Here is a 24,044-nt window from a genome sequence, read left to right on the forward strand (position 1 = left end):
TGATACCTGCCTTGATACCAGCCGGCACCGACAGCAGGAAGATCAACCCCCAAGGACCCGCAACGCCCGATCCGCGTGCTCGTTCATGCTCACCTCGGAGTGGATCACCTCGACGATCCGCCGATCGGGCCCGATCACGAACGTCATCCGCTTCGTGCTCAACGGCCCCAACGGCAACCGCCGCCGCACCCCCAACCGCTGCGCCACCACCCCGTCCGGGTCCGACAACAACGGATAGTCGAAACCATGCCGGCGGGAGAACTCCGCCTGCCGCTCCGGAGCGTCCCGGCTGATCCCCACCCGCTGCGCACCCACCGCCGCGAACTCCGCCGCCAGATCCCGGAAATGACACGACTCCGCCGTGCACCCCTTCGTCATCGCCGCCGGATAGAAGAACAACACCACCGGCCCCTTCGCGCAGAACTCCGACAACCGCCGCGGCGCACCCGTCTCGTCCCGCAACTCGAAGTCCTCGACCAGATCACCGACACCCGCCACGCCCGACCACCTCCACACACTCCACACCGACGCCGCGCAGCGTACGCGCCCCCGCTGAACCGACACTGACACGCGTCAACCCCACACCGCCGCCACCGCCGCACCCACCACACCCGCCTGCGCGAACCCCGCCCGCGCCGCACCCGCCCGCCGCCCCTGATCCAGCACGTTACGACCGATCGCCGCCCGCGCCGCCCGGTCCGGCCGCACCACCACCACCCGCGCACCCGCCGCCCGCAACCCCGCCACCTGCGCCGACAACCTCGGCATCGGCCCGAACGACGACGACGCCGGCGCCACCACGACCACCCGATCCGCACCAGCCGCCAGATCCGCGTTCACCAACGACCGCACCCCACCGTCGACGTACCGCCGCCCACCGATCGTCACCGGCGGCCACACCCCCGGCACCGCGCAACTGGCCCCCACCGCATCCACCAACGACACCCCACTGCCGGCGTCGAACACCACGAACTCACCCGAGGACGCCTCCACCGCCGTCACCAACAGCCGGCCCGCCGGCCACCCCGAACCCGGCAACCGGGCCGCGATCACCGCCCGCCGCACCTCCTCCGGCTCCGTCCGCGCCGCCAACGCCAACGCCCCGATCCGCGCCCGCGCCCGCCGCTCGTCCCGCGTCCACGACCCCGCCCACACCAACCGCGCCACCTGCGCCACCCCGAACCGGGCACTCACCTCACCCGATCCCGACCCACCGGCCCGCTCCGCGTCGTACCACCGCGACGCCGGCTCACCCGAACGCAACTGCGCCCCCACCACCGACCCCGCCGACGTGCCCACCACCACGTCCGCCGCGTCCAGCGACACCCCCCGCTGCGCCAACCCGGCGATCAGCCCCCACTCCCAGGCCACCCCGGTCACCCCACCGCCGCCCAGCACCAACGCACGCGTCACACCGACCACCCTCTCCCACCGTCAGTGTCCGAAACGGTAGCGTCACCGCTGAACACCGCACGGGGGAGAGGCACATTGAGCCCGGTCACCGTCATCACCGGCGCCAGCCGCGGCATCGGCGCCGCCACCGCCCGCCGGCTCGCCCACGCCGGCCACGACCTCGTCCTCGGCTACCGCACCGACCACGCCGCCGCGGCCACCGTCCTGGCCGCCGTGCACGCCACCGGCCGCCGCGCCGTCACCGTCGCCGCAGACACCACCGACCCCGACCACGTCGCCCGCCTCTTCACCGCCGCCGACGACCTCGGCCCCCTCACCGGCCTGGTCAACAACGCCGGCGTCACCAGCCCGATCGGCCCCTTCACCGACCTCACCCACACCGACCTGCGCCACGTCGTCGACGTCAACCTCATCGGGTACGTCCTCTGCGCCCAACACGCCGTCCGCCGGATGACCACCGGCGCCGCCATCGTCAACATCTCCTCCGCCGCCGCCACCCTCGGCAGCCCGGGGGAGTACATCCACTACGCCGCCGTCAAGGCCGCCACCGACACCCTCACCGTCGGTCTCGCCAAGGAACTCGCCCCCCGCGGCATCCGCGTCAACGCCGTCGCACCCGGCATCGTCCGCACCGACATCCACGCCACCTCCGGCGTACCCGACCGCGCCGACTCCGCCGCCGCCCGCATCCCACTCGGCCGCGCCGGCGAACCCGACGAGGTCGCCGCCGCCATCGCGTGGCTGCTCGGCCCCGACGCCTCGTACACCACCGGCACCGTGCTGCGCGTCGCCGGCGGCCTCTGAGCACGCACAAAAAAGGGGGACGCCGGAGCGCCCCCCTTTTTTTCGCCCTGCCCGCTCAGTGGGTGAACAGCTTCGCCGCCGTGATCAGCGTCTGCACCACCCCGTAACCCAGCAGCAACCCGACCACCAGCCACGACACCCACAACCGGACCGTCTGGCCGCCCCGGGACACCTCGTCGTTCATCGCGTACCGCTCCTCTCCGCCGCCACCGGCTCCGAACCCGTACCGTCACCCCGACCACCGGTCGGCTCGTGGAACCGCTCCGGCACCGGCCGCACCAGCAGGTTCGCCACGAACCCCACCGCCAGCACGCCCACCATCGTGAACAACGCCGGCCGGTACGCCGACGCCGTCAACGTGCCCGGCTTGCCCTGCGCGTCGAGGAACGCGTTCACGATCAGCGGCCCGGCCACCCCGGCCGCCGACCACGCCGTCAGCAACCGCCCGTGGATCGCGCCCACCTGGTACGTGCCGAACAGGTCCCGCAGGTACGCCGGGACCGTCGCGAACCCGCCACCGTAGAAGGAGATGATCACGCACGCCAGCAGCACGAACAGCGCCGTCGCGGTCTGCCCGAACAACGCCAGCAACGTGTACAGCACCATCCCGACGCCCAGGTACACCACGTAGATCGGCTTACGACCGATCGCGTCCGACGTCGAGGACCACACGAACCGGCCCGCCATGTTGAACAGCGACAGCAGACCCACGAACCCACCGGCCGCCGCCACCGTCACCGCCGACGTCCGACCGTCCCGGAAGAAGTCCTGGATCATCGGACTGGCCTGCTCCAGGATGCCGATCCCGGCGGTCACGTTGCAGAACAGCACCACCCACAGCAGCCAGAACGACCGGGTCCGCAGCGCGTTCGCCGCCGACACGTTCGCCGTGGTCACCATCGGCTTCGCCGCCACCCGCGACGGGTCGAACCCGGCCGGCTTCCAGTCCGGGGCCGGCACCCGCACGTTGAACACCCCGAACATCATGACCACGAAGTAGCCGAGACCCAACGTCACGAACAGCCACACCAGCGCACTGCCCGACGCCACCGAACCCGCGTTCGACGGGTCGTAGGCCGGGTCGTAGAACGACAGCAGCTGCCGGGACAGGGGAGAGGCCACCATCGCCCCACCACCGAAACCCATGATCGCCAGCCCGGTCGCCAGACCCGGCCGGTCCGGGAACCACTTGATCAACGTGGAGACGGGGGAGATGTACCCGATCCCCAGGCCGATCCCGCCGAGCAGCCCGTACCCGAGGTAGAGCAGCCACAACTGCTTCGTGGCGATGCCCAGCGAACCCACCAGGAAACCGGTCGCCCAGAAACACGCCGACACGAACATCGCCTTGCGCGGCCCGTTGGCCTCCACCCAGGTGCCCGCCACCGCGGCCGACAACCCGAGCATCACGATCGCGATGCTGAAGATGATCCCCACCGCCGTCTGGCTGGCGTCGAAGTGGGCGATCAGGGAGTTCTTGTACACGCTGGTCGCGTACACCTGCCCGATGCACAGGTGGATGGCCAACGCCGCCGGCGGGATCAGCCAGCGACTGTAGCCGGGCGGCGCGACGGTGTGCCGCCGATCGAGCGCGGAAAGCATCAGGCTGCTTCCTCTCCGGAGATGCGAGATTCGTTCCCGGCTTCATGCCCGCTTCGATGGGCACCGCCAAACCTCGTCAGCGCCCGACGGTCCGAAAAATGAGCCGAACGGCAATCCCACGACCACCGCCGGCACCGAGCGTCACACCGATCCCACACGCCGGCATCATTCCCACCTCCTGGCCGGCGGATAGCATGTGTCGATGCCTGACCCGCCGGCGACCGGCCCCCGACGCTCCCGATGCGTCTATCCCGGCACGTTCGACCCGTTCACGGCCGGCCACCGGGACCTCGTCGACCGGTCCCGGCGCCTGTTCGACCACGTGACGGTGCTGGTCGCGGTGAACGCCGGCAAGCAACCCACCAGGACCGGCGAGCAGCGCGCGCGGGAGATCCGGGCCGCGTTGCCAGCGGACTGGCGGAACGTCACGGTGGTGGCGTGGAGCGGACTGACCGCGGACTACTGCCGTCTGCACGCAGCCACGGCGATCGTCCGGGGCGTACGCAACGCGTCGGACGCGGAGCACGAGAGCCGGCTGGCGGCCATGAACGAGACGCTCGGCGTCCCGACGGTGTTCCTGCCGGCCCGCCCGGAACTGGCGACGGTTTCCTCGACCGCCGTGCGGGCGACGGCGACCTAGGCGCGTTTCCCCTCGTCAGCACGCCCAGGCGCGGATTCGATAATGCACATTATGTCAAGTAGGCCGGTTCCGGCCCTCCCTCACGCCGGATCCTCGGCCCAGCGGCGCAGGTCCCACTCGACCAGGTCGGCGCGCTCCGCCACGGTGCCCGGCGGCACCGGCACGAGCAGGTGGCCGTGCTCGGCGTACACCTGCTCGTGCACCCGCGCGAAGGCCAGCGACTCCGGGTAGCCGATCCGGCGGGCCGCGGTCGGCGTGACGAAGCCGATCGGCTCGACCAGGAACACCCGACGGTCGTAGACCGCCTCCCGGCGGATCCGGAGCAGCTCGGCGGCGAGCTCCGGGGTCACCCGCCGGCCCAGGTGCCGGGCCAGCGCCAGGGTGCACAGCGGCGAACGGTCGTAGAGCTGCGTACCTCCCGACCCGGCCGCGCGTTGGCGGCGGCATTGCTCCCGGGCGACCAGGTCGACGAAGTCGCCCTCCTGCCAGGGCTCGGGACAGCCCTGGCGCTGGCGGCGGGCGATCACGTCCGTGGCCGCCTCGGCGACGACCAGGTGCCCCCGCCGCGCCAGCAGCTGCGCCAGGCTGGTCTTGCCGGCGCCCGGTGCTCCGGTGAGGACGTACCGACGGGTGTGGTCGATCATGCGCCCACTCTCCCCGACCGGTCGGCGGTCATGGATCCCCCGCCCGGTCGACCGGAACCCGAAAATCATGCATAATATCCCTTATGCATGACAAAGCGGACGAATCGGTACGGTGCCTGATCGAGGAGTTCCTGACCGCCCGCGCCACCCGCAAGCCCTCCCCGCACACCCTGGCGGCTTACCGGCGGGACCTCACCATCGTGGCCTGCCTGATCGCCGACGACGGGGCCACTCCCCTCCCCCTCGACGACCTCCCGGTCGGCGCCCTCTCCCCCCGGGTGATGCGCGCGGCGTTCGCCCGGTTCGCCGCTCCCCGAGCCGCCGCGTCCGTGCACCGCGCCTGGTCCACCTGGAACAGTTTCTTCGCCTTCCTGGTCGCAGAGGGGGTCGTGGCCGGCAATCCGATGCCCGCCGTGGGGCGCCCCCGGGCCCCGCTCCCCCAGCCCAAGCCGCTGCGGGGTGAGGACACCCCGGAGGAGCTGCTGGCCGCGGTGGCTCGGGAACAGGGCCGCCAGCGCGACCCCTGGCCGGAGCGGGACCTGGTGGTGCTGGCGTTGGCGCTGTGCGCCGGGTTGCGGCTGTCGGAGCTGCTCGCGCTGCGGGTCGGGTCGCTGGCCGGCCGGGCCGGTGAGCGGCGGGTCGACGTGTCCGGCAAGGGTGGCCGGCCACGGACGGTGCCGATCGAGGCGGGGGTCGACCGGGTGCTGGAGGGCTATCTGGACAGCCGGCGGCGGCGTTTCGGGGGGCGCAGTGTCCGGCCGGAGTCGCCGTTGCTGGTGGACCGGCAGGGCGAGCCGCTGCGCCGTGGTGGTCTGCAGTATCTGGTGGAGTCGTGCTACCGGCGGGCCGGGGTGGGCGACCGCGTGCCGCGGGGGGCGCGGCTGCACGCGTTGCGGCACACGTTCGCGACCCGGCTGGCGGAGGACGGGGCGAGCGCGGCGGAGATCATGCGGTTGCTGGGGCACGCGTCGTTGGCGTCGTCGCAGACGTACATCGAGGTGACGGCGGGTCAGCAGCGGGCGGCGGTGCGGTCCAACCGGACGAACGCGGCGGTGGCGGCGCTGGCGGGTGGGGTCGTGCCGGAGCGGGGCTAGCGGGGGTGGCTAGGCTGGGTGGGACTGCGACTGGCGGCACCGGGGATGGGATCGACCATCGGGGAGCTCGTCGCGGGGGTCGACCGCCTGGGCCTCCGCGCGCGAGGTGAGCCATGTCTTCGACGGGTACGACGGCGCGGGTCCTTTCCGGTGGGCCGGTGGCCGAGCGGATCCTTTCCGAGGTGGCCGAGGGTGTTTCCGGGCTGCGGGCGGTGGGGGTGACGCCGGCGCTGGCGACGGTGCTGGTGGGTGACGACGACGCGAGCGCGGGTTACATCCGGATCAAGCAACGGCAGGCGGCGGAGTTGGGGTTCGCGTCGCCGCACGTGCGGCTGTCGGGGTCGGCGTCGCAGGCGGATCTGCACGCGGTGTTGGCGGACTTCAACGCCGACCGGGGTGTGCACGGGGTGTTGGTGCAGTATCCGGTTCCGGGGCAGCTGGACTACGACCGGGCGTTGCAGGTGCTGGATCCGGACAAGGACGTGGACGGTCTGCATCCGGTGAACATGGGCCGGTTGGCGTTGGGGTTGCCGGGTCCCCTGCCGTGTACGCCGGCGGGGATCGAGGCGTTGCTGGCGTTCCATCAGGTGCCGGTGGCGGGTCGTGAGGTGGTCGTCCTGGGACGGGGTGCGACGTTGGGTCGGCCGTTGGCGATGTTGCTGGCGCAGAAGCGGCCGACGGCGAACGCGGCGGTGACGGTGGTGCACACCGGGGTGGCGGACTGGCCGAGGTACACGCGGCGGGCGGAGATCCTGGTGGCGGCGGCGGGGGTGCCGGGGATCGTGCGGCCGGAGCATGTGCGTCCGGGTGCGGTGGTGGTCGGTGGTGGGGTGCGGTACGAGGGGCGCCGGTTGCTGCCGGATGTGGACGAGTCGTGTGCCGAGGTGGCGGGGGCGATCACGCCGCGGGTCGGTGGGGTGGGTCCGACGACGGTGGCGATGTTGTTCCGTAACGCGTTGGAGGCTGCCCGGCGGTCGACGGGGGTGGCCTGAGTCAGTTCGGCCGGGCGAGCCAGGTGGAGAGCCAGTCGAAGGCGGGGTCTTCCATGGCCTGCCAGGTGGGGCCGTTGTGGCCGCCGCCGGGCAGGTAGGTGGTGGTGACGGTCAGGGGTGGGTGGGCGAGGCGGGTGAGGGTGCGGGCGTCGTTGGCGCTGTCGTGGTCGGCGCGGCCGGTGGCGAGGTAGAGGGCGACGGGCGGGGCGGGTAGGTGGCGTAGTCGCCAGGCGTCAGGGCGAGGGCCTGGGTGAGCAGCACGGCGGCGGGGCGGAACAGCAGCCGGGCGCGGTGGTGGCGGTGCCAGCCGGCGGCGGTGCCGGTGGCGGCGGCTGCGGTGGCGATCGCGGTGAGGATCAGCAGCGGTACGCCGGTCAGTGTCATGACGGGCACTCCCCTCGTCCTGCCAACGCTGCCACGGGTGGCGGGTCGGGTGGGGAGGTTCGGTGAGTTGTGCCGCCCGGGGGTGGGTCGATGGTGGCGCGGTGGGCTGGGAGGTTGCTGGGTTCAGCCGAGGTCGACCAGGAGGGGGCGGTGGTCGGAGATGGTGGACAGGGGGGTGTCGACGGCGGTGACCGGTGGGAGTCGGTGCAGGTCGTGGCGGTCGGCGAGGATGTGGTCGAGTTGGACGCGGGGTGCGGCGGCGGGGTAGGTGGGGCGGCGGCCCAGGGGGCGCCAGCCGGAGAGGAGTCGGGCGGCGCCGGCGGGGAGGTTGAGGTCGCCGAGGAGGATGCGGGGTGCGGGCAGGGCGCGCAGGGCGCGGACGACCTGGCGGAGTTGGTGGGCGTTCCAGCCGGGGACGAAGGACAGGTGGGTGGCGGCGACGGTGATCGGGCCGTGGGGGGTGGCGAGGACGGCGGCGAGGACGACGCGGGGTTCGTCGCGGAGCAGGATGAGGCCGCCGCCGGGGCCGGGTACGTAGATGGGTGAGCGTACGGGTGCGGGGCGTAGGCGGGTGACCTGCCAGGTGCGTACGGGGTGGCGGCTGATCAGGCCGATGCCGTAGCAGGGTTCGCCGTGGCCGTCGTCGTCGTGGCGGAGGGGGCGGAACTGTTCGCCGGGGGTGCCGACGACGGCGGCGGCGAAGCGGTGTTCGGGGGCGTGCAGGGCGCGGGCGGCGATGGCGGTGAGGTCGAGGTTGCCGCTGCGGCTCTGGTCGCGGTCGACTTCCTGGAGGGCGAGGACGTCGGCGTCGAGGGCGGTGACGGCGGCGGTGAGCCGGTCGGGGTCGACGAGGCCGTCGGTGAGGGATCTGCCGTGCAGCAGGTTGAAGGTGGCCAGGCGCACCTCTGCACCCTACGTGGCCGTGGCAGGGTTGCCGGGTGATCAAGGTGTTGCTCTGTTCGGTGCTGGTGTTCGTGGCGGTGGCGTCGGTGGGGTTGTGGCTGCGTCGGCGGCGGGGGCGGTGAGCGGTCTTCGGTGGTGGTGAGGCTGGCCACAGGGGGTGCCGGCGGGTGTTGGTGGGTGGGGAGAATGGCCGGCCGTGGATTCCGTGACCGTCAGTGCCCTGCTCGCCGCGGCCGCCATGGCTGGTTGGGTCGATGCGGTGGTGGGTGGGGGTGGTTTGTTGTTGCTGCCGGCGTTGCTGGTGGCGGCGCCCGGGTTGCCGGTGGCGACGGCGTTGGGGACGAACAAGTTGGCGGCGATCGCGGGGACGGGTACGGCGGCGGTGACGTATGCCCGGCGTACCCGGGTGGACTGGGTGGTGGCGGGGCCGTCGGCGGGGTTGGCGGTGGTGGCGGCCGGGTTGGGTGCGGTGTTGGCGGGGTCGGTGCCGGCGTCGGCGTACCGGCCGGTGGTGTTGGTGGTGCTGCTGTCGGTGGCGTTGTTCGTGTTGCTGCGTCCGAGTGTGGGGGTGGTGGCGCGGCCGGGCCGGCGTGCCCGGGTGCGGGTGGTGGTGGCGGTGCTGGTGGCCGGTGTGGGGATCGCGTTGTACGACGGGTTGATCGGGCCGGGTACGGGGACGTTCCTGGTGGTGGCGTTCACGGCGTTGGTGGGTGCGGATTTCCTGCACGGTTCGGCGATGGCGAAGATCGTGAACGCGGGGACGAACCTGGGTGCGTTGGTGGTGTTCGGGGTGACCGGGCATGTGTGGTGGTTGTTGGGTGCGGCGATGGCGGTGTGCAACATCGCCGGTGCGGTGCTGGGTGCGCGGATGGCGTTGAAGCGCGGGTCGGGTTTTGTGCGGGTGGTGCTACTGGTGGTGGTGCTGGCGTTGATCGTGAAGTTGGGGCTGGACCAGTGGCGGGCCGCCTGACCGGCACCAGCGGTGTCGGTCAGGCGGCCGGGTTGGTTCAGGCGTGCCGGACGACGTCGTCGTAGTCGAGGCGGGGCAGGCGGGGGAACCAGGCGTCGGGGCCGGGCTTGCCGATGTTGACCACGAGCAGGGACTTCCAGGTGGTGTCGGCGAAGAATTCCTTGTCGACGCCGGTGGCGTCGAAGCCGGCCATGGGTCCGGCGGCGAGGCCGGCGGCGCGGACGGCGAACAGCCAGTAGCCGATCTGGAGGGTGGCGTTGAAGCGGGCCATCTGTTCGCGGCCGGCGGGGTCGTCGGCGAGGGCGTCGCGCATCTGCGGGCGGATCGGGAACAGCGTCGGGATGTGTTCGTGGAAGTCGGTGTCGGCGGCGAGGACGGCGACGGCGGGCGCGGCGGCGGTCTTGGCGCGGTTGCCCTCGGCCATGTGGGTCAGGAGCCGTTCGCGGGGTTCGCCGTCGCGGATGATCAGGACCCGCAGGGGTTGGGTGTTGGCGGCGGTGGGCGGGTACTTGGCGAGGTCGAAGATGGCGCGCAGTTGGGCGTCGGTGACGGGTTCGTCGGTGAAGGTGTTGGCGGTGCGGGCGTCGGTGAACAGCTGCGCCTGCGCGTCGGGGTGCAGGGTGATCGGGTGGGTCACGGTCTCTCCCAAGGAGGGGGGCTGCTTCAGGTACGGAAGCAGCTAGCTTTTTAGTAGTACTTCGGTTCGTGAGCGTAGCGCGTACCCTGGGGGAATGACATCCAGGCTGGAGGCGGACGCGGGTCCCCGCACGTGTGACGAGGGACTCGCCCGGGCCTTCGCGTTCCTGGGCAAGCGGTGGAACGGCGTGCTGCTGGGCACTCTCGCCGGCGGCCCGGCCGGTTTCGCCGAGCTGGCCCGGGCGCTGCCGGGCATCAGCGAGTCGGTGCTCTCCGACCGGCTCGGCGAGCTGACCCGGGTCGGCCTGGTGTCCCGCACCGTGCGGGAGGGCCCGCCGGTGGGGGTCAGCTACCAGCTCACCGAGCGCGGCGCGGCGCTGGCGCCGGCTCTGCGCGCGCTGACCCGCTGGGCGCACGAGAACCTGCCGGCGCCATCGGCCGGCGGCTGCTGACCGGCCGGGCCGGCCGTGTGATCATGGACCGATGCCGGTACGCGCCGAACACGACCGGGCGCTGCTCGCCGAGCTGCTGACCCGCGACCCGGTGCTGCACGCCTACCAGCTGGGCGACCTGGACGACTTCTTCTGGCCGTACACGTCCTGGTTCCGCCGCGACGACCAGGTGGCGCTGCTCTACCACGGCACCGACACCCCGGTGCTGATCGCGCACGCCGACCCCGACGGGATCCCGGCGCTGTCGGCGTTGCTGGCCGACCTGACGCCGCTGCTGCCGGCCCGGCTGTACGCGCACCTCTCCCCCGGCCTGTCCACCGGCCCGTTCGACGTGACGCGGGTGCGGCCGCACCTGCGGATGGCGCTGACCGCGCCGCGGCTGCTGGACCGGGTCACCCCGGCCGGGCAGCCGCTGACCGTCGCGGACCTGCCGGAGCTCACGGCGTTGTACGCCGTGGCGTACCCGGGGAACTGGTTCGACGCGCGGATGCTCGCCACCGGGCACTACGTGGGGGTACGCGACGGCGGCGAGCTGGTGGCGGTGGCCGGGGTGCACGTCCACTCCCCCACCTACCGGGTGGCGGCGCTGGGCAACGTGACCACCCATCCCCGGGTACGCGGGCGTGGGCTGGCCGCCGCCGCGGTGGCGGCGGTGTGCCGCGGGCTGGCCCCGCACGTCGACCACGTGACGTTGAACGTCAGCGCCGACAACGTGGCCGCCCGCCGGTTGTACGCCCGGCTGGGCTTCACCGACGCGGCCGGGTTCACCGAGTGCTGGCTGCGCCCGCGACCGTAGCCGGCGCGAACAGCGGCAGCAGCCGGTCGGTGTCGAGGAACGTGGTGATGCCGGTGACCTGGTTGCCGGCCACGTCGAGCAGCACCAGGGCGAACGGCGTGTGGTGGCCGTCGGGGCCGGGCCGGGTCTGCCAGAACGCCGGTTGGCCGTTGGCGGCGGTGGGCGTGAGCCGGGCGTCGGCGCAGGAGCCGGCGGGGTCCAGCAGCGCCGCCCGGATCCGGTCGCGGCCGCGCAGCCACCACCGCAGCGGCGGCATCGACATGGTGGCGTCGGTGTGCAGCAGACGGACCAGGGCGTCGACGTCGTGCCGTTCGAACGCCGCGCAGTAGTCGGCGAGCAGGGTGCGCTGGGTGTCGTCCAACGGCGGCAGCGGCTGGGTGGGCGCCGGCGCGACCGCCCGCAGGGTGGCCCGGGCCCGCTGCAGGGCACTGGTGACCGCGGCGACGCCGCAGTCCAACAGGGCCGCCACCTCGGACGCGTGCCAGCACAGCACGTCGCGCAGGATCAGCACCGGCCGCTGGCGGGGTGGCAGGTGCTGCAGGGCGGCGACGAACGCCAGCCGCAGCGTCTCCCGTGCCACGGCCAGCTGCTCGGGGCCGGCGTCGGCGGGCAGCAGCCGGCTGTCCGGCGCGGGCAGCACCCAGGCCTGCTCGGGTGCGGTGGCGCCCAGGCCGGTCGCGGCTTCCGCCGCCGGGCCGAGGTCCATGGCCAGCGCCCGGCGTCGGGCGCCCCGGAGCAGGTCGAGGCAGACGTTGGTGGCGATGGCGTACAGCCAGGTCCGGGTCGAGCCGCGCCGCTGGTCGTAGCGGTCCCGGGCGCGCCAGGCCCGCAGCAGGGTCTCCTGGACCGCGTCCTCGGCGTCGAAGGGTGAGCCGAGCATGCGGTAGCAGTAGCCGGTCAGCTCGGCGCGCATCGACTCGAACGGCGGGGCGTCACCGGTGGACGTCTGCGACACCGCCCCACCATACGTACCCGCGCCGACGCCGATGAGTTTCCCGGCCGCGATCCGTATCTCTCGTCGCCGGGCCCGACGTGCCCGGCGACGAGGACGGGAGGACACGATGGGTGGAGACGACCAGCTGCGGCGGGCGGTGCGGGCCGAGCGCGGCGACCAGGTGCGGCTGCTCGCCGCGCTCGAGGCGGGGCAGTGGGACGCGCCGACGCTGTGCGCCGGGTGGCGGGTGCGTGAGGTGGTCGCCCACGTCACCATGCCGTTGCGGATGTCGACCGGGCGGACGCTGCTGGAGCTGGCGCGCTCGCGGGGCCGGTTCGACCGGATGGCCGACCGGTACGCGCGGCGGGAGGCCGCCCGGTTGTCGGCCGAGCAGTTGCTGGCCGTGCGCCGCGCCACCGTCGACCACCCGTGGACGCCGCCCGGTGGCGGTACGCACGGGGCGTTGGCCCACGAGGTGATCCACGGCCTGGACATCACCGTGGGTCTGGGACTGGACCGGCTGGTGCCGGCGCAGCGGATGGCGCTGGTGCTGGCCGGGATGCGGCCCCGCGCCCTGGCCTATTTCGGCACCGACCTGACCGGGGTGCGGTTGCAGGCCACCGACCTCGACTGGGGCCACGGCGCCGGCACGCCGGTGCGGGGCCTGGCGCAGGACCTCCTGCTGGTGGTCTGCGGGCGCCGCCTGCCGGCGGGCCGGCTCGACGGCGACGCGGCGGCCCGCTTCACCCAGGAGCCCTGAGCCGGGGGTCCCGAGCCCGTGGGCCCGGGTGGGGTCAGCGGCGGCGGCTCGGGGAGTCGAACCGGCCGGCGCGGATCTCCCGCAGGGCCCGCCGGCGGCCCTCGCCGCGCAGCGTGTCGACGTAGAGCCGGCCGTGCAGGTGGTCGGTCTCGTGCTGCAGGGCGCGGGCGAGGAACCCGCTGCCGGAGATGGTCAGCGGCTCCCCGTGCTGGTCGAAGCCGTTGACGGTGGCGTGCATGGCCCGGGGGGTCGGGAAGTACAGGCCGGGGATGGACAGGCAGCCCTCCTCGTCGTCCTGCGTCTCCTCGGACAGCTCGATCGTCGGGTTGATCATGTGGCCGCGGTGCCCGTCGGCGTCGTAGACGAACACCTGGGCGCCGACGCCGATCTGCGGCGCGGCCACCCCGGCCCGGCCGGGCGCGCCGAGCAGCGTGTCCATCAGGTCGCCGACCAGGGCGCGCAGGTCGGCGTCGAAGCTGGTCACCGGCTCGCACGGGGTGCGCAGAACGGGGTCGCCGATGATCCGGATCGGGCGCATAGTCATGCCGGGAAGGCTAACCGCTCGTTACCGGCGTTGGTGGCCCACCCGGGCCGCCGCGCGCGTCGACGAGGACCTGCACGCCGTCGAGGAGGCGTTGCAGGCCGAACTCGAAGGCCCGGTCGGGGTCGCCGGGAGCCTGGTACTCCTGCCCGGCGGCGGTGCCCACCCGGGCGGCGAGGGGGAAGCGTCGGGGGTCGAGGACCTTCTCCAGGTAGGGGGCGTGGGCCTGCCACCACTGCTCGTCGGTCATGCCGGTGCGACCGGCGGCCTGGGCGGCCTCCACGGCGGCGCGGACCGCGCCGTGGACGTAGTTGTCCACGAGGGTGACCACGGCGTCCATCTCCAGGTCGGTCAGGCCGATGCCGTCGACGGCGGACAACTCGTGCTCGTACTTGGCGGTGACGTTGGGGCCCAGCGGGGGGCGGGTGGTGGCGACCTGCAGCAGCCACGGGTGGCGCAGGTACAGCGCCCGGTTGTCCCGGGCGACGCGGGTCAGCCGGTCCCGCCAGCCGCCGGCGGTGTCGGTGGGGCGGGTGGTCTCGCCGTGCACGGTGTCGAGCATGACGTCGAGCAGCTCACCCTTGCCGGGGACGTGGGTGTAGAGGGACATGGTGCCCACCCCGAGCCGCTCGGCGACCCGGCGCATGGACAGCGCGGCCAGGCCCTCGGCGTCGGCGACGTCGATGGCGGCGGCCACGATCCGCCCGACACCGAGGTCGCCGCCGCGGCGGCTGGCCTTCTCCCGGGTACGCCAGAGCAGGGCGAGGCTGCGGGCGGGGTCCCCGGTGCCGCTGTACTCGACGCTCATGCCGGTCACCCTACCGACCCGCCTATCGTATGGTGTACGGTACGCCGTACGACATCGACGGGGGAAGGGAGCGGTGCATGCCCGCACCGATCATCGCCACGCGTGGCCTGCGCAAGCGCTACGCCGACACCCAGGCCCTGGCCGGGCTCGACCTGACCGTCCCCGCCGGGGTGGTCTGCGCGGTGCTCGGCCCCAACGGCGCCGGCAAGAGCACCCTGGTACGCGTCCTGGCCACCCTCACCCGACCCGACGCCGGCGAGGCTCGGGTCGCCGGGTACGACGTCCGCGCCGCGCCCCGGCAGGTCCGCGCCCGCATCGGCCTGGTCGGGCAGCACACCGCCGTGGACGAGGTCCTCGGCGGCCGGGAGAACCTGCTGCTCTTCGGCCGGCTGCACCGCCTCTCCCCCGCCCGGGCCCGGACCCGCGCCGACGAGCTGCTGGCCCGCTTCGCCCTCACCGACGTCGCCGACCGGCCCGCCGGCACGTACTCCGGGGGCACCCGACGCCGCCTCGACCTGGCCGCCGCGCTGGTCGCCGACCCACCGGTGCTCTTCCTCGACGAGCCCACCACCGGCCTGGACCCGCGGGCCCGCGCCGGCGTGCACGACGCCGTCCGGGCCCTGGCCGACGCCGGCACCACCGTCCTGCTGACCACCCAGTACCTGGAGGAGGCCGACCGGCTCGCCGACACCGTCGTCGTGGTCGACCACGGCCGGGTGGTCGCCGAGGGCAGCCCCGAGCGGCTGCGCGGCGCCCTCGGCGCCGACCGGGTCGAGGTGCTCCTCGACCACGCCGGTGACCTGGTCACCGCCGCCGACGCCATCGCGGCGGCCACCGGCGTCACACCCCGGGTCGACCCCGACGCGCTGCGGGTGGGCCTGCCCGCCGCCGACCGGGTCGGCGCCCTCGGCGCGGTACTGGCCGCGCTGACCGCCGCCGGGGTCACCGCGGTCGACGTGACGCTGCGCCGACCCACCCTCGACGAGGTGTTCCTGCACCTGACCGCCGACCCGACGGCGGTGGGCCGATGACCACCGCACTGACCGACACGGCCACCCTCACCGGGCGGGCCCTGCGCCACTGGCGCCGGCAACCCACCCCCGTGCTGGTCACCCTGCTGTTCCCGATCCTGCTGGTGCTGATGTTCGGCTACCTGCTCGGCGGGGCGATGGTGGTGCCCGGCGGCGGCGACTACCGCGAGTTCCTGCTGCCCGGCCTGTTCGCCATGACCATGCTCTTCGGCGTCGAGACCACCTACACCGCGGTGACCACCGACGCCGCCCGTGGCGTCACCGACCGGCTGCGGTCCCTGCCGGTCGCCCGGGGCGCGGTGATCGCCGGTCGCGCCACCGCCGACGCGCTGCACGCCGTCGCGGCGCTGGCCGTCATGTTGGCCTGCGGGCTGGCCGTCGGCTGGCAGCCGCACGACGGCGCCGGCCGGGCCCTGGCCGCGGTCGGACTGTTGCTGCTGCTGCGCCTGGCCATGATCGTCGTCGGCATCCACCTGGCGCTGCTGCTGCGCGCCCCCGACTCGGTGGTGGCGTTGCAGATCCTGGTCTGGCCGGTCGGCTTCGCCTCCAGCGCCTTCGTCGCCCCGCAGACCATGCCCGGCTGGCTCGCCTCCGTCGCCGCGTACAACCCGCTGTCGGTCACCGTCGCGGCCTGCCGGGAACTGTTCGGCAACCCCGGCTGGGGCGGTGACGGGTTCACCGCCCGGCACGCCGTCGCCCTCGCCGTGGCCTGGCCGCTGGCGGTCATCGCCGTCGCCGGCCCGCTGGCCGTACGCCGCTGGCAGCGGCTGGACCGGTGAGCGCCGCCGGCACTAGCGTGGCGGTGTCGTCGTGTCCACCCCAGAGGGAGCCCGGCCGTGTATCCACCGATCGAGCCGTACGCGCACGGCCTGCTCGACGTCGGCGACGGTCAGCGGATCTACTGGGAGACCTGCGGCAACCCCGACGGGCGGCCCGCCCTGGTGGTCCACGGCGGCCCCGGCTCCGGGGCCACCCCCGGCTGGCGGCGGATGTTCGACCCGACCGCCTACCGGATCGTCCTGTTCGACCAGCGGGGCTGCGGGCGCAGCCTCCCGCACGCCGCCGACCCGGCCGTGGACCTGTCGGTCAACACCACCGCCCACCTGCTGGCCGACATGGAGCTGCTGCGCGAGCACCTGGGGGTCGACCGGTGGCTGCTGCACGGCGCGTCGTGGGGGTCGTCGCTGGCCCTGGCGTACGCGTCTCGCCACCCCGGGCGGGTCACCGCGCTGGTGCTGTTCAGCGTGGTCGCCAACACCCGCCGCGAGATCGACTGGGTGACCCGTGACATGGGGCGGATCTTCCCCGAGCAGTGGGCCCGATTCCGCGACGGGGTGCCCGAGGCCGACCGGGACGGTGACCTGTCCGCCGCCTACGCCCGGCTGGTCGCCGACCCCGACCCGGCGGTGCGGGAGCGGGCCGAGCGTCACTGGTGCGACTGGGAGGACGTGCACGTCAGCCTCGCCGAGGGGCACCGGCCCAGCGCCCGCTTCGCCGACCCGGTGTTCCGGGCCGCTTTCGTCCGGCTGGTCACCCACTACTTCGCCAACCTGGGGTTCCTGCCCGACGGGCAGCTGCTGCGCGACGCGGGGAAACTCGCCGGCATCCCCGGGGTGCTGGTGCAGGGCCGCCTGGACGTCAGCGGGCCACCGGACATCGCCTGGCAGCTCACCCGAGCCTGGCCCGACGCCCGGCTGGTGATCGTCGAGACCGGCGGGCACGGCATGGGGGCCGGCATGACCGAGGCGGTCGTGGCGGCCCTGGACGAGTTCGCCGGGCACTGACCCCGCACGGCCCGGGCCGGTCAGGGGTGCTCGCCCCGCCGGTACTCCCGCGGCGAGCAGCCGTAGCGGGCGCGGAACAGGCGACTGAAGTGCGCCTTGTCGCCGAACCCCCACCGGGCGGCGACGGCCTGCACGGGCTGGCCCGCCAGCAGCGGGTTGCGCAGGTCCCGGCGGCAGTGCTCCAGCCGTCGGTCACGGATCAACGCGGCCACCCCGGCCGGCTGGTCGGCGAAGAGTCGGTGCAGGCTGCGCAGGGAGATGTGGTGCGCGGCGGCGACCGTGGCGGGGGTGAGCCGGACGTCGTCGAGGTGCCGCTCGACGAAGGCGACGACCTGCTCCCGCAGCGCGCTCTGCCGCACCTCCACCGGCAGGTCACCCTCCCGGCCCAGGTGCTCGGCGAAGGCGGCGGCGATCAGGTCCAGCACGATGCCGGCCAGCGGGGCGGCCTGCACGGCGGCGTACTCGTGCGGCCTGGTGGCCACCCGGCGCAGCAGCTGCGCCAGCAGCGCCGCCATGCCGGTGTCGGTGCCCATCCGGGCCGCCAGCAGCCGGCGCACCCGGTCCGGTGACAGCGGCAGGTCGTGGTGGCGCAGTTGCACGGTGAGGGTGGCGGCCAGCTGCGGGCCGGCGCAGTCGTGCACGGCCACGAACGGGCGACCCATGTCCAGGAAGGTGAACTCGCTGGTGCCCACCTGCGTCTCCTGCCGGTCCTGGGTCAGGATGCTGCGCCCGGCCAGGGGCAGGGCCAACTGGTAGATGTCGGCCTCGGTGCGGCGGACCAGCGGGGCGGGCCGGTGGCACCGCAACGACGAGTAGCGCAGCGAGGTGAGCCGGACCCGGCCCAGCTCGACCAGCCGGGCGGAGGCCACGAAGTCGTGTCGGTGCGGGGTGGTGATGTGGGCCGGCGCCAGGTCCTGCGCCACCATCTCGTTCCAGCTGGCGAGCCGGTCGCCCGGTGGCAGCACGGTGGTGTCCAGGAAGTGGTGGGGTAGCACGTCGCCGGCGTCTTCCTGCCCTCGCCGCGGTCCGGTGGGCGGGCCACCGGCCGCCGCACGATCGTCCACGGTGGTCGGCCCAGCCTACGTCGGTGTCCGGCCGCCGGACCAGCCGCGGTGACCGCTCACCGGCGGGCGGCCGGACCCTGCGTCCGCCGAGTGCGGGCGTCGTCGCGCCAGGCGCGCGGGGAGCACCCGTACGCGGCGCGGAACGCCCGACTGAAGTGCGCCTTGTCGCCGAAGCCCCAGCGCGCGGCGATGGCCTGCACGGGCAGCCCGGCCAGCAGCGGATCGGCCAGGTCGCGGCGGCAACGGTCCAGCCGCCGGGAGCGGATGGTGGCGGCGACGGTGGGCCCGGTGTCGGCGAACAGCCGGTGCAGGGAGCGCGGCGACAGGTGGTGCGCGGCGGCGACCACCGCCGGGGTCAGCGTCGCATCGCCCAGGTGCTGGTCGATGAAGGCGTCGATCTGCGCCCGCAGCGCTGTCTGGCGTACCTCGACCGGCAGGTCGGCGGTGCGGTCGAGGTGCTGCGCGAGGGTCGCCGACACCAGGTCCAGCGTCACGCCGGCGAGGGTCGGTGCGTCGGCCGGACCGTACTGGTCGGGGTGGGTGGCGATCCGGCGGACGAACTGGGCCAGCAAGGCGCCCATCCCCTCGTCGGCGCGCAGCCGCGCGGCGACCAGCCGGCGTACCTGGTCGGGGGCCAGGGGCAGCTCGCGGTGCGGGATCTGCACGGTGACGTTGTCCAGCGGGTCCGGTCCGGTCGTCCAGTGGCTGGCCACGTGCGGGCGGGAGGCGTCCAGGAAGGTGAACTCCGCCGGCAGGCGCAGCTCCGCCTCCTGCCGGTCCTGGGTCAGCGCGCTGCGCCCGGACGCCGGCAGCGCCAGCTGGTAGACGTCGGCTTCGCATCGGCGGACCAGGGCGGGTGGCCGGGTGGAGTGCAACGACGGGTAGCGCAGCGCGGTCAGGCTGGCCCGTCCGAGGTCCACCACCCGGGCGTGGGCGTGGAAGTCGTGCAGGTGGCTGCTGCTGATGTGCGCCGGCGCGGTCTCCCGGGCCACCACCGCGTGCCAGAACTCGAACCGCTGCCTCGGGGGAACCGGCGTGGTGTCGACGACCTGACCCGGTAGCACCCTCGCCCTCGCCTCCGTCGGCTCACCGATCCGGTCCATTGTGGCAGGAGCGGACGCCCGCGGGTCACCGGCCGGCGAGCAGGGCCCGTACCGGCGCGGCCTTCGCCGCGGCCTCGGCCACCTCGGCGGCCGGGTCGCTGTCCCAGGTGATGCCGCCGCCGGCCCAGCCGTGCAACCGGTCGCCGTCGGCGGCGGCCGTGCGGATGGTCAGGCCCAGGTCGAGCCGGCCCGGCCCGACCCAGCCCAGCGCGCCCATGCCGGCGCCCCGCCCGACCGGTTCCACGGCGGCGATCAGGTCCAGGGCGGCCCGCTTGGGGGCGCCGGTGACCGATCCGCCCGGGCAGACGGCCCGCAGCAGCGCCGCCAGGCCGATCCCGTCGGCCAGCTGCGCCGAGACCGTCGACTCGGCCTGCCACAGGTCGCACCAGCGGCGCACCGCGAACAGCTCGTCCACCCGCACCGAACCGGTGCGGGCCAGCCGGGCCAGGTCGTTGCGTTCCAGGTCGACGATCATGATGTGTTCGGCGCGTTCCTTGGCCGAGGCGAGCAGTTCCCGCCGGCCGGCGTCGGTGGCCGGGCGGGTGCCCTTGATCGGCCGGGTCACCACCCGGCCGCCGGTGACCTCGACCAGGGTCTCCGGGGAGGCGCAGCCGATCGCCCAGCCGGCGCCGTGCAGGGTGCCGCCGTAGCGGGCGCCGGGCAGCCCGGCGAGGCGGGCCAGCGCCGGTCGGGGGTCACCGGTGTAGGGGGCGGCGGCGTGTCCGACGACGTTGACCTGGTAGACGTCACCGCGGCCGATGGCGGCGCGGACGGCCTGCACCGCGTCGGCGTGCTGACCGAGGGTCCAGCTGTCCCGCCACGGTCCCAGCCACCACCGGCCCGGTTCGGGTCGCCGTGCGGGCCGGGGCGTCCCGGTGTGGCCGTAGACCACCACCGCCACCTCGGGCAGGGTGGCGGCGGGGTTGGCGGCGCCCGGGGGCGCGCCGAGCATCGCGGCGCCGGCGGCGGCGGAGACGTACAGCGCCGCCCCGCACGGGCCGGTCGGGTCGTGGCGCGCGGGTCGGGTCAGGTCGGCCGCCGTCAGACCGTGCCCGAGCAGGAACTCCTCGGTCAGGGCGGCCGGGTCGCCGCCGTCGGTGGGCCGCCACTCGAAGCGGTCCCACTCGGCGAGGGTGGCGCGGCACGCCGCCGGGGCGGCGGGCACGTCGACCACCCCGTATGGGAGCGTTCCCACACCGTACGGCCCCATCGACCTCATCCGTTCAGCGGATTTCGGGTTAACAAGACGGATGGCTGCTCGATCCCGCGCGCTTTCCCTTGGTACTGTGCGTCACTGGTCATGTGAACCATGACACAGTGCCCCCACAGTCCGGAGAACCCGATGTGCCAGCACCAACCCACCTGCCCTTCCGCCGAGGCCACCGACCGGGAAGCCGCCAAGGTCATCGCCTGTTTCCCTGAGCAGGGCTGGAGCCTGCTCTGCAACGGAGTCATCATCTTCGAGGACACCGGAGAGCTGCTCCCCGACGGCAGCTGCATCGCCCCGCACCGCGGCCCCGCCCGGCACGCCCTCGTCGCCTGACCACCACGCAGCGTACGCGCCGGCCCCACCGGTCCCCCTCCCGGAGGACCCGTGCCGCCGGCGTCGCAGGCCGGGGCGGCGAACCGACCGCCCCGGCGCCACCGCCTCAGTCCTCGAACGCCTCCGGCGCCGGGCACGAGCAGACCAGGTTCCGGTCGCCGTACGCCCCGTCGATGCGCCGCACCGGCGGCCAGTACTTCGCCATCCGGTCCACCCCCGCCGGATACCCGGCCACCGACCGCGGATACCCGTGCGACCACTCGTCGCCGGTCAGCATCGCCGCCGTGTGCGGGGCGTTGGCGAGCGGGTTGTCCCCCGCCAGCCACGCACCGGAACCCACCTTGTCGATCTCCGCCCGGATCGCGATCATCGCCTCGCAGAACCGGTCCAGCTCCGCCAGGTCCTCACTCTCGGTCGGCTCCACCATCAGCGTCCCGGCCACCGGGAACGACATCGTCGGCGCGTGGAAGCCGTAGTCGATCAGCCGCTTGGCCACGTCGTCGACGCTCACCCCGGTCGCCTTCGTCAACGGCCGCAGATCCAGGATGCACTCGTGCGCCACCAGGCCCTTGTTGCCGGCGTACAGCACCGGGAAATGGTTGCGCAGCCGCGCCGCCACGTAGTTCGCCGCCAGCACCGCCACCCCGGTGGCCCGGGTCAGGCCCGGCGCGCCCATCATCCGCAGGTACGCCCACGGGATCGGCAGGATGCCCGCCGACCCGTACTTCGCCGCCGAGATCGCCGGCCGCGCGTCGGCGTGCGCGCCGAGCGGGTCACCGGGCAGGAACGGCGCAAGGTGCGCCCGCACCGCCACCGGCCCCACCCCCGGGCCGCCGCCGCCGTGCGGAATGCAGAACGTCTTGTGCAGGTTCAGGTGCGACACGTCCGCGCCGAACTTGCCCGGCTTGGCGAACCCCACCAGCGCGTTCAGGTTCGCCCCGTCGACGTACACCTGACCGCCGGCGTCGTGGACCTTCGCGCACAACTGCGCGATGCCCGTCTCGTACACCCCGTGCGTCGACGGGTACGTCACCATGATCGCGGCGAGGGCGTCCCGGTGCTTGTCGATCTTCGCGTCGAGGTCGACCAGGTCGACGTTGCCGTCGGCGTCGCAGCCCACCACGACCACCCGCATGCCGGCCATCACCGCCGACGCCGCGTTGGTGCCGTGCGCCGACGACGGGATCAGGCACACGTCGCGGTGCCCCTCGCCCCGGTCCCGGTGGTACGCGCGGATGGCCAGCAGCCCGGCCAGCTCACCCTGCGACCCGGCGTTGGGCTGCACGCTGACCGCGTCGTAGCCGGTCACCTCGGCCAGCCACCCCTCCAGCTGCCCGATCAGCTCCCGGTACCCGGCGGTCTGCTCCGCCGGCGCGAACGGGTGCACGTGCGCGAACTCCGCCCAGCTGATCGCCTCCATCTCGGTGGTGGCGTTGAGCTTCATCGTGCACGATCCCAGCGGGATCATGCCCCGGTCCAGGGCGTAGTCGAAGTCGGCCAGGCGGCGCAGGTAGCGCAGCATCGCCGTCTCCGAGTGGTGGCTGCGGAACACCGGGTGGGTGAGGAAGTCCGACGAGCGGGCCAACGCCCGCGGCAGGCCCGCGTCCACGTCGCCGTCGACGCCGTCGACGCCGAACGCCGCCCACACCGCCGCCAGGTGCGCCCCGGTGGTCGTCTCGTCGCAGGCGATCCCCACCCGGTCGGCGTCGACCAGCCGCAGGTTCACGTTGCGCTGCGCGGCGGCGGCGACCACCTCGGCCGCCCGCCCCGGCACGGTCGCGGTGACGGTGTCGAAGAACGCCACGTCCGCGACCCGCACACCACCGGCGCGCAGCCCGGCCGCGAGCCGCGCCGCCATGCCATGGGTACGCGTCGCGATGGCCCGCAACCCGTCCGGACCGTGGTAGACCGCGTACATGCCGGCCATCACGGCCAGCAGCACCTGCGCGGTGCAGATGTTGCTGGTCGCCTTCTCCCGCCGGATGTGCTGCTCGCGGGTCTGCAACGCCAGCCGGTACGCCGGGTTGCCGTCGGCGTCCTTCGACACCCCCACCAGCCGACCGGGCAGCATCCGCTCCAGACCCGAACGCACCGCCAGGTAACCGGCGTGCGGGCCACCGAAGCCCATCGGCACCCCGAACCGCTGGGTGGTGCCCGCGGCGATGTCGACGCCGATCTCCCCCGGCGGGCGCAGCAACGTCAACGCCAGCAGATCCGCGGCGACCGTGACCAGCGCGCCGGCCGCGTGGGCCGCCTCGACCAGCCCGGCGTGGTCGCGTACCGCCCCGGACGCCCCCGGGTACTGCAGATGCAGGCCGAAGAACTCGCCCGGCAGCTCGTCGCGCTCGGTGTCCACCACGCGTACGTCGATGCCGAGCGGCTCCGCCCGGCTGGTGATCACCGCGACGGTCTGCGGCAGGGTGTCCGCGTCGACCACGTACACCGGGCTCTTGCTCTTCGACGCCCGGCGCGCGAGGGTCATCGCCTCGGCCGCGGCGGTGCCCTCGTCGAGCATCGACGCGTTCGCGGTGGCCAGGCCGGTCAGGTCGGTGACCATGGTCTGGAAGTTCAGCAGCGCCTCCAGCCGGCCCTGGCTGATCTCCGGCTGGTACGGCGTGTACGCCGTGTACCAGGCCGGGTTCTCCAGCACGTTACGGCGGATCACCGCCGGGGTGTGCGTGCCGTGGTAGCCCAACCCGATCATCGACACGGCCACCGTGTTGCGGCCGGCCAGGGCCCGCAGCTCGGCGATCGCCTCGGCCTCGGTGGCCGGCTCGGGAAGGTCCAGGGTGCCGTGCCAGCGAATCACCTCGGGGATCGCGGCGTCCATCAGCTCGTCGATCGAGCCGTAGCCGACGGCCTCCAGCATCCGGCGCTCGTCGGCCGGTACGGGGCCGATGTGCCGGTCGGCGAACTGCTCTGCGGTCATGCGCTGCGCTCCTTGCGGGGGCGAGGTCGACGGGTCGGCCTCCCCCTGAGTCACGCGTGACGCGCTCCACAGCGCCTGCCCACGAGGTCCTTTTGCCTGAGAGGTTCCGGGGAGGAATCTGCCCCTTCGGCGTCGCCCGGGTGGTTTCCGGGCGATCTCTCCCACGTGGGTGGTACCGGCATGGTCAACGCTACCAGCGCCCACGTTTCGCGCGGAT

Annotated in this window: 27 protein-coding genes and 2 riboswitches; of the genes, 12 read left to right on the top strand and 15 right to left on the bottom strand. The window is 73.8% G+C overall.

Annotated features, from left to right (window positions below):
• Positions 1–42 precede the first annotated feature (42 nt).
• Positions 43–498, bottom strand: a complete 456-nt coding sequence (locus tag GA0074704_RS17275) for a peroxiredoxin (RefSeq protein ID WP_172880601.1) — start codon at positions 496–498, stop codon at positions 43–45.
• A gap of 75 nt (positions 499–573) precedes the next feature.
• Positions 574–1,413, bottom strand: a complete 840-nt coding sequence (locus tag GA0074704_RS17280) for a patatin-like phospholipase family protein (RefSeq protein WP_088973758.1) — start codon at positions 1,411–1,413, stop codon at positions 574–576.
• A 75-nt stretch (positions 1,414–1,488) separates the two neighbouring features.
• Between GA0074704_RS17280 and GA0074704_RS17285 the strand changes: the two genes are divergently transcribed.
• Positions 1,489–2,217, top strand: a complete 729-nt coding sequence (locus tag GA0074704_RS17285; RefSeq protein WP_088971463.1) for an SDR family NAD(P)-dependent oxidoreductase — start codon at positions 1,489–1,491, stop codon at positions 2,215–2,217.
• A 55-nt stretch (positions 2,218–2,272) separates the two neighbouring features.
• Here GA0074704_RS17285 and GA0074704_RS29675 read toward each other — a convergent pair whose 3' ends face one another.
• Both GA0074704_RS29675 and GA0074704_RS17290 read right to left on the bottom strand, forming a co-directional pair.
• Complete coding sequence (locus tag GA0074704_RS29675; RefSeq protein WP_269458900.1) at positions 2,273–2,401, bottom strand: MFS transporter small subunit; 129 nt, start codon at positions 2,399–2,401, stop codon at positions 2,273–2,275.
• On the bottom strand, positions 2,398–3,819 hold the full coding sequence (locus tag GA0074704_RS17290) for an OFA family MFS transporter (RefSeq protein ID WP_088971464.1): 1,422 nt from the start codon (positions 3,817–3,819) through the stop codon (positions 2,398–2,400). Before GA0074704_RS17290 ends, GA0074704_RS29675 begins: the two co-directional genes overlap by 4 nt.
• 202 nt (positions 3,820–4,021) lie before the next feature.
• Between GA0074704_RS17290 and coaD the strand changes: the two genes are divergently transcribed.
• On the top strand, positions 4,022–4,459 hold the full coding sequence (gene coaD / locus GA0074704_RS17295; RefSeq protein WP_088973759.1) for a pantetheine-phosphate adenylyltransferase: 438 nt from the start codon (positions 4,022–4,024) through the stop codon (positions 4,457–4,459).
• 80 nt (positions 4,460–4,539) lie between these two features.
• On the opposite strand, the gene GA0074704_RS17300 is transcribed toward coaD, so the two are convergent.
• Positions 4,540–5,103 carry an AAA family ATPase gene (locus GA0074704_RS17300; RefSeq protein ID WP_088971465.1) on the bottom strand — a complete coding sequence of 188 codons (564 nt, stop codon included), beginning with the start codon at positions 5,101–5,103 and terminating at the stop codon, positions 4,540–4,542.
• 83 nt (positions 5,104–5,186) lie between these two features.
• Here GA0074704_RS17300 and GA0074704_RS17305 point away from each other — a divergent pair, with 83 nt between their 5' ends.
• Both GA0074704_RS17305 and GA0074704_RS17310 read left to right on the top strand, forming a co-directional pair.
• Positions 5,187–6,197 (top strand): tyrosine-type recombinase/integrase, encoded by a 1,011-nt coding sequence (locus GA0074704_RS17305; RefSeq protein ID WP_088971466.1) that lies wholly within the window; start codon positions 5,187–5,189, stop codon positions 6,195–6,197.
• Between the two features lie 19 nt (positions 6,198–6,216).
• A riboswitch (ZMP/ZTP riboswitch) is annotated at positions 6,217–6,297 on the top strand.
• Between the two features lie 13 nt (positions 6,298–6,310).
• On the top strand, positions 6,311–7,189 hold the full coding sequence (locus GA0074704_RS17310; RefSeq protein ID WP_088971467.1) for a bifunctional 5,10-methylenetetrahydrofolate dehydrogenase/5,10-methenyltetrahydrofolate cyclohydrolase: 879 nt from the start codon (positions 6,311–6,313) through the stop codon (positions 7,187–7,189).
• 111 nt (positions 7,190–7,300) lie between these two features.
• Here the strand turns inward: GA0074704_RS17310 and GA0074704_RS17315 are convergent, their stop codons facing one another.
• Entirely contained in the window at positions 7,301–7,573 is a 273-nt protein-coding gene (locus GA0074704_RS17315) for a hypothetical protein (protein WP_088971468.1), read from the bottom strand.
• A gap of 123 nt (positions 7,574–7,696) precedes the next feature.
• Entirely contained in the window at positions 7,697–8,476 is a 780-nt protein-coding gene (locus GA0074704_RS17320; RefSeq protein WP_088971469.1) for an endonuclease/exonuclease/phosphatase family protein, read from the bottom strand.
• Positions 8,477–8,672: 196 nt separating this feature from the next.
• Here GA0074704_RS17320 and GA0074704_RS17325 point away from each other — a divergent pair, with 196 nt between their 5' ends.
• Positions 8,673–9,446: a sulfite exporter TauE/SafE family protein gene (locus tag GA0074704_RS17325; protein WP_269458901.1), complete on the top strand. Its 774-nt coding sequence runs from the start codon at positions 8,673–8,675 to the stop codon at positions 9,444–9,446.
• Positions 9,447–9,483: 37 nt separating this feature from the next.
• Here the strand turns inward: GA0074704_RS17325 and GA0074704_RS17330 are convergent, their stop codons facing one another.
• Entirely contained in the window at positions 9,484–10,083 is a 600-nt protein-coding gene (locus GA0074704_RS17330) for a malonic semialdehyde reductase (RefSeq protein ID WP_231926502.1), read from the bottom strand.
• 94 nt (positions 10,084–10,177) lie between these two features.
• Between GA0074704_RS17330 and GA0074704_RS17335 the strand changes: the two genes are divergently transcribed.
• The gene (locus GA0074704_RS17335; protein WP_088971471.1) at positions 10,178–10,534 is read left to right on the top strand and encodes a winged helix-turn-helix transcriptional regulator; all 357 of its coding nucleotides are present in this window, start codon (positions 10,178–10,180) and stop codon (positions 10,532–10,534) included.
• A 31-nt stretch (positions 10,535–10,565) separates the two neighbouring features.
• Complete coding sequence (locus GA0074704_RS17340; protein WP_088971472.1) at positions 10,566–11,330, top strand: GNAT family N-acetyltransferase; 765 nt, start codon at positions 10,566–10,568, stop codon at positions 11,328–11,330.
• On the opposite strand, the gene GA0074704_RS17345 is transcribed toward GA0074704_RS17340, so the two are convergent.
• A complete protein-coding gene (locus GA0074704_RS17345) occupies positions 11,299–12,285 on the bottom strand; it encodes a sigma-70 family RNA polymerase sigma factor (protein ID WP_231926504.1) in 987 nt (328 codons plus the stop codon). The two genes, GA0074704_RS17340 and GA0074704_RS17345, sit on opposite strands and share 32 nt — an antisense overlap.
• Positions 12,286–12,391: 106 nt before the next feature.
• Between GA0074704_RS17345 and GA0074704_RS17350 the strand changes: the two genes are divergently transcribed.
• Positions 12,392–13,024, top strand: a complete 633-nt coding sequence (locus tag GA0074704_RS17350) for a maleylpyruvate isomerase family mycothiol-dependent enzyme (protein ID WP_088971473.1) — start codon at positions 12,392–12,394, stop codon at positions 13,022–13,024.
• Between the two features lie 34 nt (positions 13,025–13,058).
• Here the strand turns inward: GA0074704_RS17350 and def are convergent, their stop codons facing one another.
• Both def and GA0074704_RS17360 read right to left on the bottom strand, forming a co-directional pair.
• A complete protein-coding gene (def, locus tag GA0074704_RS17355; protein WP_088971474.1) occupies positions 13,059–13,568 on the bottom strand; it encodes a peptide deformylase in 510 nt (169 codons plus the stop codon).
• Positions 13,569–13,578: 10 nt separating this feature from the next.
• Positions 13,579–14,373, bottom strand: a complete 795-nt coding sequence (locus GA0074704_RS17360; RefSeq protein WP_088973762.1) for a TetR/AcrR family transcriptional regulator — start codon at positions 14,371–14,373, stop codon at positions 13,579–13,581.
• 77 nt (positions 14,374–14,450) lie between these two features.
• Here GA0074704_RS17360 and GA0074704_RS17365 point away from each other — a divergent pair, with 77 nt between their 5' ends.
• Genes GA0074704_RS17365 through pip form a run of 3 tightly spaced genes read left to right on the top strand, consistent with a single transcriptional unit; the run spans position 14,451 to position 17,188 of the window.
• The gene (locus GA0074704_RS17365) at positions 14,451–15,404 is read left to right on the top strand and encodes an ATP-binding cassette domain-containing protein (protein ID WP_088973763.1); all 954 of its coding nucleotides are present in this window, start codon (positions 14,451–14,453) and stop codon (positions 15,402–15,404) included.
• Complete coding sequence (locus GA0074704_RS17370; RefSeq protein WP_088971475.1) at positions 15,401–16,183, top strand: ABC transporter permease; 783 nt, start codon at positions 15,401–15,403, stop codon at positions 16,181–16,183. Before GA0074704_RS17365 ends, GA0074704_RS17370 begins: the two co-directional genes overlap by 4 nt.
• A 57-nt stretch (positions 16,184–16,240) precedes the next feature.
• On the top strand, positions 16,241–17,188 hold the full coding sequence (gene pip / locus GA0074704_RS17375; RefSeq protein ID WP_088971476.1) for a prolyl aminopeptidase: 948 nt from the start codon (positions 16,241–16,243) through the stop codon (positions 17,186–17,188).
• Positions 17,189–17,208: 20 nt separating this feature from the next.
• On the opposite strand, the gene GA0074704_RS17380 is transcribed toward pip, so the two are convergent.
• The 3 genes from GA0074704_RS17380 to GA0074704_RS17390 are packed head-to-tail and all read right to left on the bottom strand — an operon-like array spanning position 17,209 to position 20,574.
• Positions 17,209–18,252 (bottom strand): AraC-like ligand-binding domain-containing protein, encoded by a 1,044-nt coding sequence (locus GA0074704_RS17380; protein WP_088971477.1) that lies wholly within the window; start codon positions 18,250–18,252, stop codon positions 17,209–17,211.
• Positions 18,253–18,308: 56 nt separating this feature from the next.
• Positions 18,309–19,355, bottom strand: a complete 1,047-nt coding sequence (locus tag GA0074704_RS17385; protein WP_088971478.1) for an AraC-like ligand-binding domain-containing protein — start codon at positions 19,353–19,355, stop codon at positions 18,309–18,311.
• A 25-nt stretch (positions 19,356–19,380) separates the two neighbouring features.
• Positions 19,381–20,574 carry a chorismate-binding protein gene (locus GA0074704_RS17390; protein WP_088971479.1) on the bottom strand — a complete coding sequence of 398 codons (1,194 nt, stop codon included), beginning with the start codon at positions 20,572–20,574 and terminating at the stop codon, positions 19,381–19,383.
• 123 nt (positions 20,575–20,697) lie between these two features.
• Between GA0074704_RS17390 and GA0074704_RS17395 the strand changes: the two genes are divergently transcribed.
• The gene (locus GA0074704_RS17395; RefSeq protein ID WP_088971480.1) at positions 20,698–20,898 is read left to right on the top strand and encodes a DUF5999 family protein; all 201 of its coding nucleotides are present in this window, start codon (positions 20,698–20,700) and stop codon (positions 20,896–20,898) included.
• Positions 20,899–21,004: 106 nt separating this feature from the next.
• Here the strand turns inward: GA0074704_RS17395 and gcvP are convergent, their stop codons facing one another.
• Complete coding sequence (gene gcvP / locus GA0074704_RS17400; protein ID WP_088971481.1) at positions 21,005–23,827, bottom strand: aminomethyl-transferring glycine dehydrogenase; 2,823 nt, start codon at positions 23,825–23,827, stop codon at positions 21,005–21,007.
• 74 nt (positions 23,828–23,901) lie between these two features.
• Positions 23,902–24,001, bottom strand: a riboswitch (glycine riboswitch).
• Positions 24,002–24,044 lie beyond the last annotated feature (43 nt).

Source organism: Micromonospora siamensis (genome assembly GCF_900090305.1).
GTDB classification, from domain to species: Bacteria; Actinomycetota; Actinomycetes; order Mycobacteriales; family Micromonosporaceae; genus Micromonospora; species Micromonospora siamensis.

What these genes read in the sequence shown, in the direction of transcription:
- gcvP (WP_088971481.1), bottom strand. Translation starts at nt 23,827, where the DNA reads ATGACCGCAGAGCAGTTCGCCGACCGGCACATCGGCCCCGTACCGGCC.
- GA0074704_RS17340 (WP_088971472.1), top strand. Translation starts at nt 10,566, where the DNA reads ATGCCGGTACGCGCCGAACACGACCGGGCGCTGCTCGCCGAGCTGCTG.
- GA0074704_RS17300 (WP_088971465.1), bottom strand. Translation starts at nt 5,103, where the DNA reads ATGATCGACCACACCCGTCGGTACGTCCTCACCGGAGCACCGGGCGCC.
- GA0074704_RS29675 (WP_269458900.1), bottom strand. Translation starts at nt 2,401, where the DNA reads ATGAACGACGAGGTGTCCCGGGGCGGCCAGACGGTCCGGTTGTGGGTG.
- GA0074704_RS17290 (WP_088971464.1), bottom strand. Translation starts at nt 3,819, where the DNA reads ATGCTTTCCGCGCTCGATCGGCGGCACACCGTCGCGCCGCCCGGCTAC.
- GA0074704_RS17385 (WP_088971478.1), bottom strand. Translation starts at nt 19,355, where the DNA reads ATGGACCGGATCGGTGAGCCGACGGAGGCGAGGGCGAGGGTGCTACCG.
- GA0074704_RS17315 (WP_088971468.1), bottom strand. Translation starts at nt 7,573, where the DNA reads ATGACACTGACCGGCGTACCGCTGCTGATCCTCACCGCGATCGCCACC.
- GA0074704_RS17390 (WP_088971479.1), bottom strand. Translation starts at nt 20,574, where the DNA reads ATGAGGTCGATGGGGCCGTACGGTGTGGGAACGCTCCCATACGGGGTG.
- GA0074704_RS17310 (WP_088971467.1), top strand. Translation starts at nt 6,311, where the DNA reads ATGTCTTCGACGGGTACGACGGCGCGGGTCCTTTCCGGTGGGCCGGTG.
- GA0074704_RS17370 (WP_088971475.1), top strand. Translation starts at nt 15,401, where the DNA reads ATGACCACCGCACTGACCGACACGGCCACCCTCACCGGGCGGGCCCTG.
- def (WP_088971474.1), bottom strand. Translation starts at nt 13,568, where the DNA reads ATGACTATGCGCCCGATCCGGATCATCGGCGACCCCGTTCTGCGCACC.
- GA0074704_RS17350 (WP_088971473.1), top strand. Translation starts at nt 12,392, where the DNA reads ATGGGTGGAGACGACCAGCTGCGGCGGGCGGTGCGGGCCGAGCGCGGC.
- GA0074704_RS17365 (WP_088973763.1), top strand. Translation starts at nt 14,451, where the DNA reads ATGCCCGCACCGATCATCGCCACGCGTGGCCTGCGCAAGCGCTACGCC.
- GA0074704_RS17335 (WP_088971471.1), top strand. Translation starts at nt 10,178, where the DNA reads ATGACATCCAGGCTGGAGGCGGACGCGGGTCCCCGCACGTGTGACGAG.
- GA0074704_RS17360 (WP_088973762.1), bottom strand. Translation starts at nt 14,373, where the DNA reads ATGAGCGTCGAGTACAGCGGCACCGGGGACCCCGCCCGCAGCCTCGCC.
- GA0074704_RS17395 (WP_088971480.1), top strand. Translation starts at nt 20,698, where the DNA reads ATGTGCCAGCACCAACCCACCTGCCCTTCCGCCGAGGCCACCGACCGG.
- GA0074704_RS17305 (WP_088971466.1), top strand. Translation starts at nt 5,187, where the DNA reads ATGCATGACAAAGCGGACGAATCGGTACGGTGCCTGATCGAGGAGTTC.
- coaD (WP_088973759.1), top strand. Translation starts at nt 4,022, where the DNA reads ATGCCTGACCCGCCGGCGACCGGCCCCCGACGCTCCCGATGCGTCTAT.